The sequence below is a fragment of the Cellulomonas sp. P5_C6 genome, assembly GCF_054049635.1.
On the sequence record NZ_JBFULZ010000150.1, the window covers coordinates 1 to 10,074 of the forward strand.

At 73.2% G+C, this 10,074-nt stretch carries 13 protein-coding genes; 5 read left to right on the forward strand and 8 right to left on the reverse strand.

Annotated features, from left to right (window positions below; genetic code table 11):
- Positions 1-59 precede the first annotated feature (59 nt).
- Genes ACXJKG_RS15370 through ACXJKG_RS15395 form a run of 6 tightly spaced genes read right to left on the reverse strand, consistent with a single transcriptional unit; the run spans position 60 to position 5,131 of the window.
- Positions 60-806: a class I SAM-dependent methyltransferase gene (locus ACXJKG_RS15370; protein ID WP_456846618.1), complete on the reverse strand. Its 747-nt coding sequence runs from the start codon at positions 804-806 to the stop codon at positions 60-62.
- 17 nt (positions 807-823) lie between these two features.
- The gene (hisN, locus tag ACXJKG_RS15375; protein ID WP_456846619.1) at positions 824-1,627 is read right to left on the reverse strand and encodes a histidinol-phosphatase; all 804 of its coding nucleotides are present in this window, start codon (positions 1,625-1,627) and stop codon (positions 824-826) included.
- Between the two features lie 31 nt (positions 1,628-1,658).
- The gene (gene rsgA, locus ACXJKG_RS15380; protein ID WP_456846620.1) at positions 1,659-2,735 is read right to left on the reverse strand and encodes a ribosome small subunit-dependent GTPase A; all 1,077 of its coding nucleotides are present in this window, start codon (positions 2,733-2,735) and stop codon (positions 1,659-1,661) included.
- The gene (gene aroA, locus ACXJKG_RS15385; protein WP_456846621.1) at positions 2,735-4,018 is read right to left on the reverse strand and encodes a 3-phosphoshikimate 1-carboxyvinyltransferase; all 1,284 of its coding nucleotides are present in this window, start codon (positions 4,016-4,018) and stop codon (positions 2,735-2,737) included. Before aroA ends, rsgA begins: the two co-directional genes overlap by 1 nt.
- A 43-nt stretch (positions 4,019-4,061) precedes the next feature.
- A complete protein-coding gene (locus ACXJKG_RS15390) occupies positions 4,062-4,574 on the reverse strand; it encodes a DoxX family protein (RefSeq protein ID WP_456846622.1) in 513 nt (170 codons plus the stop codon).
- A gap of 11 nt (positions 4,575-4,585) precedes the next feature.
- Positions 4,586-5,131 (reverse strand): ferritin, encoded by a 546-nt coding sequence (locus ACXJKG_RS15395; protein ID WP_456846623.1) that lies wholly within the window; start codon positions 5,129-5,131, stop codon positions 4,586-4,588.
- A 185-nt stretch (positions 5,132-5,316) separates the two neighbouring features.
- Here ACXJKG_RS15395 and ACXJKG_RS15400 point away from each other — a divergent pair, with 185 nt between their 5' ends.
- Entirely contained in the window at positions 5,317-6,021 is a 705-nt protein-coding gene (locus tag ACXJKG_RS15400) for a sigma-70 family RNA polymerase sigma factor (RefSeq protein ID WP_456846624.1), read from the forward strand.
- Positions 6,018-6,314: a mycothiol system anti-sigma-R factor gene (gene rsrA / locus ACXJKG_RS15405; protein ID WP_456846625.1), complete on the forward strand. Its 297-nt coding sequence runs from the start codon at positions 6,018-6,020 to the stop codon at positions 6,312-6,314. Before ACXJKG_RS15400 ends, rsrA begins: the two co-directional genes overlap by 4 nt.
- An 82-nt stretch (positions 6,315-6,396) precedes the next feature.
- Here rsrA and ACXJKG_RS15410 read toward each other — a convergent pair whose 3' ends face one another.
- Entirely contained in the window at positions 6,397-6,471 is a 75-nt protein-coding gene (locus ACXJKG_RS15410) for a 50S ribosomal protein bL37 (RefSeq protein WP_155859599.1), read from the reverse strand.
- 118 nt (positions 6,472-6,589) lie between these two features.
- On the opposite strand from ACXJKG_RS15410, the gene ACXJKG_RS15415 reads away from it, so the two are divergent.
- The 3 genes from ACXJKG_RS15415 to ACXJKG_RS15425 all read left to right on the forward strand — a co-directional run bounded on the left by ACXJKG_RS15415 (position 6,590) and on the right by ACXJKG_RS15425 (position 9,263).
- Positions 6,590-7,678 (forward strand): type IV pilus twitching motility protein PilT, encoded by a 1,089-nt coding sequence (locus ACXJKG_RS15415; RefSeq protein WP_456846626.1) that lies wholly within the window; start codon positions 6,590-6,592, stop codon positions 7,676-7,678.
- A gap of 158 nt (positions 7,679-7,836) precedes the next feature.
- A complete protein-coding gene (locus ACXJKG_RS15420) occupies positions 7,837-8,652 on the forward strand; it encodes a DUF4097 family beta strand repeat-containing protein (RefSeq protein ID WP_456846627.1) in 816 nt (271 codons plus the stop codon).
- Between the two features lie 2 nt (positions 8,653-8,654).
- Positions 8,655-9,263, forward strand: coding sequence for a PadR family transcriptional regulator (locus ACXJKG_RS15425; RefSeq protein WP_456846629.1), 609 nt, complete (start codon positions 8,655-8,657; stop codon positions 9,261-9,263).
- A 20-nt stretch (positions 9,264-9,283) separates the two neighbouring features.
- Here ACXJKG_RS15425 and ACXJKG_RS15430 read toward each other — a convergent pair whose 3' ends face one another.
- Positions 9,284-9,883 (reverse strand): GDSL-type esterase/lipase family protein, encoded by a 600-nt coding sequence (locus tag ACXJKG_RS15430; protein WP_456846628.1) that lies wholly within the window; start codon positions 9,881-9,883, stop codon positions 9,284-9,286.
- Positions 9,884-10,074 lie beyond the last annotated feature (191 nt).

The window sequence follows — 10,074 nt, forward strand, 5'->3', positions numbered from 1 at the left end:
ACCTCGAGCTGCCGTTCTCGCGGCGAACTGACGTTCTCGCGACACATGGATCGCGGGCTCTAGCGGAGCTGCGCCCGGTAGCACTCCGTGCGGTACGGCACGTCGATCCACTCGCGTCCGCGCAGGTCGGGGTGGGTGGCGACGAGCTCGTCGACCTCGTCCAGCAGGGCGTCGCGCTCGTCGGGCGGCAGCAGGATGAGGTGGCTCCGACTCGCTGCCAGCGTGCGCAGGTCGGAGGCCCGGAGCCGGTCCGTCCAGTGGAACGTCGCCGTCTCGGGGTCGGTGAACAGGTCGCCCAGCTGCGGGGAGCTGTAGTCGAGGGACGGCCCCAGGGTGTCGCCCCGGTGCACGATGTCCGTCCAGCGGCCCACCCAGTCGACCGAGAAGTCGCGGATGTTCCACAGGACCGCCAGCCGCCCGGCCGGCCGCAGCACGCGGGCGATCTCCGCGGCCGCCGCGGGCGGGTCGACCCAGTGCCAGGCCTGCGCGATCGTCACGGCGTCGACGCAGGCGTCGGGCAGGTCCATCCGCTCGGCGGTGCCCGGACGGGCGTCGACGGTCGGCAGGGTCCGGGTCAGCTCGGCGCGCATGGCGTCGGACGGCTCGACGGCGACCACCCGCAGCCCGAGGGCCACCAGCCGCTCGGTCAGCTTGCCGGTGCCGGCCGCGAGGTCGAGCACGTCGCGCGCGTCGGTCGGGACCGACCAGCGCACGGCGTCGTCGGGATAGCTCGGGCGGGTGGCCTGGTACACGGCCGCCCCACCCTCGAACGAGGCGGCACGCGCGGCGCGGTCGTCGGTGCTCATGCCCCCATCGTGCCCGGTCAGAGGTCGGGCAGCGGGTCCAGCAGCTCGAGCGCGGCACGGTGCAGCAGCCCGTTGGACACCAGCGCGGACCCGCCGAACGGCCCCGGCACCCCGCGGATCGACGTGAACATCCCGCCGGCCTCCGTGACGATCGGCACCAGCGCCGCCATGTCGTGCAGCGCCAGCTCGGGCTCGGCGGACAGGTCCACGGCGCCCTCGGCGACGAGCACGTGCGACCAGAAGTCGCCGTACGCGCGGGTCCGCCACGTGCGGCGGGTCAGCCCGAGGAACGCGTCGAGCTGCCCGCGCTCCTCCCACCCGGTCAGCGACGAGTACGAGAGCGAGGCGTTCTCGAGCCGATCGACCCCGGAGACCCTCAGCTGGCTGGCGGCGGCCAGGGACTTGCCGGTCCACGCGCCCGACCCCTGCGCGGCCCACCACCGGCGGCCCAGCGCCGGGGCGCTGACCAGGCCCACCACCACCTGGTCGCCGTCGAGCAGGCCGATCAGGGTCGCCCAGACCGGCACCCCTCGGACGAAGTTCTTGGTCCCGTCGATCGGGTCGATGACCCACCGGCGCGGCCCGYGGCCGGTGTCGCCCATCTCCTCGCCGTGGACGGCGTCGCGCGGGCGGGCCCGGGACAGCTGGCCCCGCACGATCTCCTCGGCGGTCTTGTCGGCGTCGGACACGGGGGTGAGGTCGGGCTTCGTCTCGACCCGCAGGTCCTGCGCCTTGAACCGGGACATGGTCAGCGAGTCCACCTGGTCCGCGATCACGTGGGCGAGGCGCAGGTCGTCGTCGTACCCGGGGCGCAGGCTCATGCCCGACACGGTAGTGCGTCGAACCCGCACGTCAGGGACGTGCGGGCTCCCGGTTGTCCGGTTCGCCGGTGCCCAGGCGGCTGGCGAGCAGGCGGCGGAACGACTCGATGCGGGCCGCGCGGGCGGCCTTGGTGACCTCGTCGGGGGAGGCGGCCACCCACTCGTCGAGCGCGCAGTCGGGGGCGTCGTCGGCGTGCGTGCACCCACGCGGGCACTCCTCGGCCACCGCGGCGAGGTCGGCGAACGCGCCGAGCAGGTGCTGCGGGTCCACGTGCGCGAGCCCGAACGACCGCACGCCCGGGGTGTCGATGACCCAGGTGGGCTTCGACGTGCCGGGCACCCGCAGCGCCACGGCCGAGCTCGAGGTGTGCCGCCCGCGCCCGGTGACGTCGTTGACCACGCCCACCGCCCGGTAGGTGCCCGGGACCAGCGCGTTCACCAGGGTCGACTTGCCGACGCCCGAGTGCCCGACCAGCACCGAGGTCTTGCCCTCGAGCGCCGCCCGCACGTCGTCGAGCCCGTGGATGATCCGTCCGCCGGTGGACTTCTCCGCGCTGGTGACCACCACCTCGACGCCGATCGGCGCGTACATCCCCACCAGCTCGGCCGGGTCGGCCAGGTCCGCCTTGGTCAGCGCCAGCAGGGCGTCCATGCGGGCGTCGTAGGCCGCGGCGACGCAGCGATCGATCATCCGGGTGCGCGGCTCGGGATCGGCCAGCGCGGTGACGATGACCAGCTGGTCGGCGTTGGCGACGATGATCCGCTCGACCGGGTCGGTGTCGTCGGCCGTCCGCCGCAGCACCGTCCGGCGCTCGCCGATGCGCACGATCCGGGACAGCGACCCCTCGTCGCCCGACGTGTCGCCGACGATGTCCACGCGGTCGCCCGGCACCACGCGGTCGCGGCCCAGCTCGCGTGCCTTCATCGCGATCGCGACGCGCTCGTCGGGCCCGTCCGGGTCGACCAGGATCGCGTACCGGCCGCGGTCCACGGCGGTCACCAGCGCCACCTCGGCGTCGGCGTGCTCGGGGCGCTGCTTCGTGCGCGGGCGCGAGCCGCGACCGGGACGGATCCGGACGTCCCGCTCGTCGTAGCGCCGGGTCCCCATCAGGCGAGCACGGCCGATCCCGCCAGCATGCCGTTCCAGAGGCCCACGAAGTCCGGCAGGGTCTTGGCGGTCGTCGCCACGTCCTCGACCTCGACGCCGGGCACCCGCAGGCCGATCAGTGCGCCCGCCGTGGCCATCCGGTGGTCCTCGTAGGTGTGCCAGGTGCCGCCGGACAGCGGGCGCGGCGTGATGACCAGCCCGTCGGACGTCTGCTCGGCCTGACCGCCCAGCCGCGTGATCTCGGCGGCGAGCGCGGCGAGCCGGTCGGTCTCGTGCCCGCGCAGGTGGGCGATCCCGCGCAACCGGGTGGGGGAGTCGGCCAGCGCGGCCAGCCCGGCGATGGTCGGTGCGACCTCCCCGGCCGCGTGCAGGTCCAGGTCGACCCCGTGGACCGCCCCCGTCCCGGTCACGCTCAGCACGTCGCCGTCGAGCCGCGTCGTGGCGCCCATGCGCTCGAGGATGCCGGGCAGCAGGCCGCCGGGCTGGGTGGTCTCGGTGGGCCAGCCGGGCACGCGGACGGTGCCGCCGGCGACCAGCGCCGCGCACAGGAACGGCGCCGCGTTGGACAGGTCGGGCTCGACGCGCACGTCCCGGCCGGCGATGGGGCCGGGCTCGACCCGCCAGATCGCGGGGCGCGAGTCGTCGACCACGACGCCCGCCTCGCGCAGCACCGCGACGGTCATCTCGATGTGCGGCAGGCTCGGCAGCGTCCGACCCGTGTGCCGCAGGGTGAGCCCTCGCTCGAAGCGGGCGGCGGCGAGCAGCAGCCCGGACACGAACTGGCTGGACGCGGACGCGTCCACGTCGACCTGGCCGCCGACCAGCGACCCGTGGCCGTGCACCGTGAACGGCAGCCGACCGGGCTCGCCGTGCTCCTCGACCCGCACGCCGAGGGTGCGCAGCGCCGTGAGGACGGGGCCCATCGGCCGCGCGAGCGCGGACTCGTCGCCGTCGAAGCGCACGGGCCCGTCGGCGAGCGCGGCGACCGCCGGCAGGAACCGCATGACGGTCCCGGCCAGCCCGCAGTGGACGGTGGTGGAGCCCCGGACAGGTCCCGGCGTGACCGACCAGTCGCTGCCGTCCTGGTCGATCCCCGCGCCCATGCTGGTCAGCGCGTCCGCCATGAGCGTGGTGTCGCGCGACCGGAGCACGCCGCGGAGCCGCCCGGGGGAGTCCGCCAGCGCCGCCAGCACCAGGTACCGGTTGGTCAGCGACTTCGAGCCGGGGACGTCCACGAGCGCATCGAGCGGGCCGCCGGCGAGCGGCGCTGTCCACAGATCCATGGCACCCAGGTTAGTGGGGGTGCCGCCGGACCCGGCGAACGTCTCAGTCGGTCGCCTTCGCGGCCGCGTGCTCCGAGCGGGCCTTCTGCACGCGCCAGCCGATCCCGGGCTTGCCCTCGAGGTCGACGCCGGCGATGARCGCGCCACCGGTGAAGGCGAGCGCCCGCACGAACCGCTCCTTGCGCGCCTTGCGGATCGCCGGGTCCTCGCCGGGCACCCGCTTGCCCGGCAGGTTCACCAGGATCAGCGGCGCGGTGAGGGCGGCGAGCGCGAGGGCGGCGGTGCGCGGGGCCTTGCCGACGGCGAGCAGCGCGCCCGCCCCGGCGAGCGCGAAGCCGTGCACCTGGACGATCGTGGTGAGCTGGCGGTCGGAGATCTCGTACGCCAGGACCTCGCCGGCGGGGCCCTGACGGGCGGCCTCCGGCAGCCGCGCGCGCAGCGTGGTGAGCGCTCCGCGGGCGTCGGCCGCGTGGGCGGCCGGATGGCGGACGACGTCGAGCCCCTCGCTGACGAACCACGAGGCGAATAGGGGACGCGCGAGACGGCGCAGCAGCACGGCAGCTCCTCCTACAGGGCGCCGCCGGCGGCGGACGGCGCGTCGGCGGACTCGCCGCCGTCACCGATCTGCTCCCGGGCGACGTAGTTCTCGAGGTCGAACAGGTTGTCGCCGGCACGCGTGGCGACGGTGAGCAGGGTGGTCGCCGATGCGACCTCCTCGACCTGCTCCTTGAGGAACCACAGCAGGAACTGCTCGCCCAGGGCGTCGCCCTCGGCGCGGGCCGCGGCGAAGATCGCCTCGATCTGCGCCGTCACCTGCTTCTCCTGCTTCAGGGCGAGCCCGATGGGGTCGGTCACCTGCGTGAAGTCGTTGCGGACCGGGCTGCCCGCGGGGATCTCCACGGAGAGGTCCCGGTCCAGCAGGTACCGCACGATCATCAGCGCGTGGTTCCGCTCCTCGAGCGCCTGCCGGTAGTAGTGCCGCGCGAGCTGGGGCAGGTCCTGGCCGTCGAACCACACGGCGATCGCCACGTACTGCTGGTGGGCGTCGAACTCGTGGCCGATCTGCTCGCGGAGCAGGCGCAGGTAGGTGGACTCCTCGGTGGTGCTGGTCATGCCGCCAAACCTAGTGCGCGGGTCAGCGGTTGGCACGGGAGGGTTCGGGTGGGAATGGCTCGGGGCCCCGTGCCGTTGTGCCCACCATGAGCTGCGCCACCGAGACGCGACCCACGACGTCGACCACGACCGGCTGGGCGATCGGTGTCCCCGTAGACACCATTCCGACCCAGCGTGCCGCGCGGATGCAGGACGCCGGGGTGAATGTGGCGTCCCCCACGCCGGTCGGTGGGGCACAGCCTGCGGGGCTAGGCTCGACCGCGATGAGCGAGGACACGAACCGCGCGCCCGAGTCCGAGGACGACGCGGCACGGACCGAGAGGTTCGAGGCCGAGGCGCTGGTCTACCTGGACCAGCTGTACGGCGCTGCCCTGCGGATGACGCGCAACCCGGCCGACGCCGAGGACCTGGTGCAGGAGACGTTCGCCAAGGCGTTCGCCGCGTTCCACCAGTACCGCCCGGGCACCAACCTCAAGGCGTGGCTCTACCGCATCCTCACCAACACGTACATCAACTCGTACCGCAAGAAGCAGCGCGAGCCCCAGCAGTCCCGGTCCGAGGAGATCGAGGACTGGCAGCTGGCCCGCGCGGAGTCGCACACGTCGAGGGGTCTGCGGTCCGCCGAGGCCGAGGCGCTCGACCACCTCCCGGACTCCGACATCAAGGACGCGCTCCAGCGCCTGCCGGAGGAGTTCCGGATCGCGGTGTACCTCGCCGACGTCGAGGGCTTCGCGTACAAGGAGATCGCCGAGATCATGGGGACACCGATCGGGACGGTGATGTCCCGGTTGCACCGCGGTCGCGCGCAGCTGCGCGAGATGCTGTCGGACTACGCGCGGGGGCGTGGTCTGGTCGCGGTGGCCCCGACCGCACCGGAGGGCGAACGATGAGCGAGTGGCAGGACGAGGCAGCGCTGGCGGCGACGCTGTCGGCAGGCACGTGCGGGAACAACTGTGCGGACGCGCTGGACCGGCTGTGGGAGTACCTGGACGCGGAGCTCGGGGCACCCGACGCCGAGACGGTCAGGGCCCACCTCGCCGAGTGCCAGGGGTGCCTCGAGGAGTACGACGTCGACGTCGTCGTGAAGACTCTGGTCAAGCGCGGCTGCCAGGAGGCGGCGCCGGACAGCCTGCGCATCCGCATCCACGAGCAGCTCACCGTGATGCGCGTGACGCTCGACTGAGACCGACCCCGGAGACGACGGAAGGCCCGGTGCAGCAGCTGCTGCACTGGGCCTTCTCGCGTATCTGGCTACTGTCCGACGCTCAGGCGTTGGGACGGTTGCCGTGGTTCGCGGCGCTGCCCTTGCGGGAACGGCGCTTGCGGCCTCGCTTGCTCATGGGATCTTCCTTCGTCGACGTACGGGGGTCGGCGCCCGTGCTGCGCGCCGGACTCGTCCCATGGTCCCACATCTCGCGCGCGCTCAAGTCACGGGGCCTGCTGTCCGATGACTACGGGGTGAGCCAGCCGACACAGTCCGTGATCCCGTTCCTGCACGCCCTCGCGAGCACGGGCGGCTCCGACCTGCACTGCAAGGTCGGGTCCGCGCCCCGCGTGCGCGTCGATGGCCGGCTGCGCAAGCTCCAGGTGCCCGACCTCACGCCGGCAGACACCGAGCGGATGCTCGAGGAGGTCCTTCCCGACGACCTCGTGGACAAGTTCCGCGAGAACCACGAGGCCGACTTCGCGTACTCCGTGTCGGGCGTCGGTCGGTTCCGCGTCAACGCCTACCAGGCCCGCGGCACCTACGGCATGGTCTTCCGCCGCGTCTCCGTCGGCGCCCAGGCGCTCGCCGAGCTGGCGCTGCCCGAGGTCATCGGCGAGCTCGCCCTCGAGCCCCGCGGCCTCGTGCTGGTCACCGGCCCGACCGGCTCGGGCAAGACGACGACGCTGGCGTCGATGGTCGACCTGATCAACACGCTGCGCGAGGTCAACATCGTCACGATCGAGGACCCGATCGAGATCCTGCACCAGGACAAGAAGTCGATCGTGTCCCAGCGCGAGGTGCGCCAGGACACCGCGGACTTCACGGTCGCCCTGCGTGCCGCCATGCGGCAGGACCCCGACGTGATCCTCGTCGGTGAGATGCGTGACGTCGAGACGGTCCGCGCGGCGCTGTCCGCGGCCGAGACCGGTCACCTCGTCCTGTCGACGCTGCACACCATCGACGCCGCCGAGACCATCAACCGCATCATCGACTTCTTCCCGCCGCACGAGCAGAAGCAGGTCCGCATCGCGCTGGCCCAGGCCCTGCGCGGCATCGTGTCGCAGCGCCTCGTCCGGCTGGCCAACGGCACCGGTCGTCGCCCGGCCATCGAGGTCATGGTCAACACCGGCCGCACGCGCGACGCGATCCTGGACCCCGAGGACGCCCCGCCCCTGATCGACCTGATCAAGGAGGGCGACTTCTACAAGATGCAGACGTTCGACCAGCACCTGTTCCAGCTGGTCCGCGACGACATCATCACGTACGAGGAGGCGCTGTCCGCCTCGACCAGCCCCCACGACCTCACGGTCGAGCTGCGGCAGGCCGGCCTCGTGTCCTGACGACCCTCCAGGTGGAGAGCCCGTGACCCTCGGTCGCGGGCTCTTCGCTTGCCCTCTGTCGTGCGCCGGCACGCGATATGACGCGTTGGGCTTGCCTCCTCGCGTAACGCGATATAACGTGTCTGACGGAACGAGATATATCGCGAATGGAGAGCGTCATGGCAAGCGAGTCCTGGGTCGTCGCCGGCCCGCAGATCATCGAGATCGAGAAGATCACCAGCCTGCGCGTCCAGCTGGTCGCGGGCCGGGTCGACGTCGTCGCGCACGACGGCGCGGGCGCCCGCATCGAGGTGCACGACGTCGACGGCCGCCCGCTGGAGGTCAGCCTGTCCGACGGGGAGCTCCGCGTGGGCTACCAGTTCACGCTGGGCGGCTGGGACGGGTTCCTCGAGAAGTTCCGCAACTTCCGCGGCAAGGACCGCGCCGACGTGCACATCGCGGTGCCGCGCGACGTCCTGGCGAAGGTGGGCACGGTGACGGMCGACGGGCTGCTGGCGGGGATCCAGGAGGACGCCTCGGTGTCCACGGTCTCCGGCACGCTGATCACCGACGGCACCCGCGGCCGCCTCGGGGCCAAGACGGTCTCCGGCGAGATCGTCGTGCGCGACCACCACGGCGACCTGCAGCTCCACTCGGTCTCGGGCGAGCTGGCGGCCTCGGGCGAGCTGAGCCTGGTGCAGGCCAACTCCGTCTCGGGCTCGGTGACGCTCGACGTGACGTCCGGGACCTCCAGCGTCACCGCGACGACCGTGTCGGGCGACGTGACCGTGCGCCTGCCCGCCGGCAAGGGCGTGCAGGTCAAGGGCCAGTCCGTCTCCGGGCGCCTGGTCGTCGACGGCGAGGAGTACAAGGGGAGCTCGCCGGGTCACCGCAAGGTCGACCTGCGTACCGGGGACGGCGCCTGCTTCGTCTCCGCGAACACCGTGTCGGGGCACCTCACCGTGCTGCGCGGCACGGGGACCGGGGTCGCGTGATGATGGCCCCCGTCTTCGCGCACGGTCAGCTGCGCCTGTACCTGCTGTCGCTGCTCGAGAGCGGCCCGAAGCACGGCTACGAGCTGATCACCGCGCTGTCCGACCGGTTCGGCGGGACCTACCGCCCGAGCCCCGGGACCGTGTACCCGCGGCTGGCCCGCCTCGAGGAGGAGGGCCTGGTCATGCGCGTCGACGAGGAGCGCAAGAGCACGTACGCGCTCACCGAGGCCGGCTACGCCGAGCTGGAGGCGCGCCGCGGGGACCTCGCCCACCTCGAGGAGGGCATCGCCGAGTCCGTCCGCGAGCGGGCCGCGCAGGTCCGCGACGACGTCAGCGGCTCGATGCGCGGTCTGCGCGCCGACCTGGCGGCCGCGGCCCAGCAGGCCCGTGCGTCCGCGGTGCCGCACACGGCGGGCGTCTCGGACGACCCCCGGGTGACGTCGCACGTGCGCTACATGGACGCGGAGGCGATGGTCCACCGGTTCCGCGACGAGATCCGCACCGAGCTGCGCAAGGCCGACGCGCGCGGCAGCGTCGAGCAGCTCACGCTCGACACGTTGCGGACGGTGCTCGACTCGGCGCTGACCGCCGTGCGGGGCACCCTGCGATGACCCTCTGGGTCCGTTGGCTGTCAGGCGGAGTCGTCGGGCAGCCCGAGCCAGGCGTGCCAGCCGGTGTGCAGCACCAGCCACGCCATCAGGCCGTACCCGGCCTGGCCTGGCAGGATCCCGTCGCCGGCGGCGAGGTCTCCCAGCCACTGGTCGTGGGCGGCCAGCGGCGTGTAGGTGTCGACGAACGGCACCCGGCGCCGGGTGGCCACGTCCGCGAACGCTGCTGACAGGTCCGCCAGCTTCTCGCTGTCGGCCGTCTCCCCCGGCGGGGGTCCGACGACGAACGCGGGGATCCGGCGCTGCTCGGCGACGTCGAGGATGTTCGCCAGGTTGAGCCGGCTCCGCGCGAGCGACAGCCCGGCGGCGACGTCGGCACGGCCCAGCGCGACGACGAGGCGGTTGTCGGCCTCGGGGGAGAAGCGGCGGCTGACCTCCTCGTCCCAGCGGGCGCCGAGCGCCGTGCTGGTCTCGCCGGGCACCGCCAGCGTGAGCACGGTCAGCGGGTCCGGTGTGGGCGTGCGGGCCGTCACGCGTCCCACCCAGCCCAGACCCTTCGGGTCACCCGCGCCGGCCACCAGCTCGTCGCCGACCACCGCCAGCCTCAGCGGCAGCTCACCCACGTGCCTCACCTCTCGCCGTGCGACCCGTCCCGCGGACGGCCGTCGCCGCACAGTCTCTCAGTGTGCGGCGACGGGGGCCCGTTCATCGGCGGGCCTGTCGCGAGCGGCACGCGGCGGTGGCGGGCCGGTCAGCCGGCGGTGCGGAACGGGTGGCTCGGCAGGTCGGACGTGGCGTCCGACCAGTCCGAGTG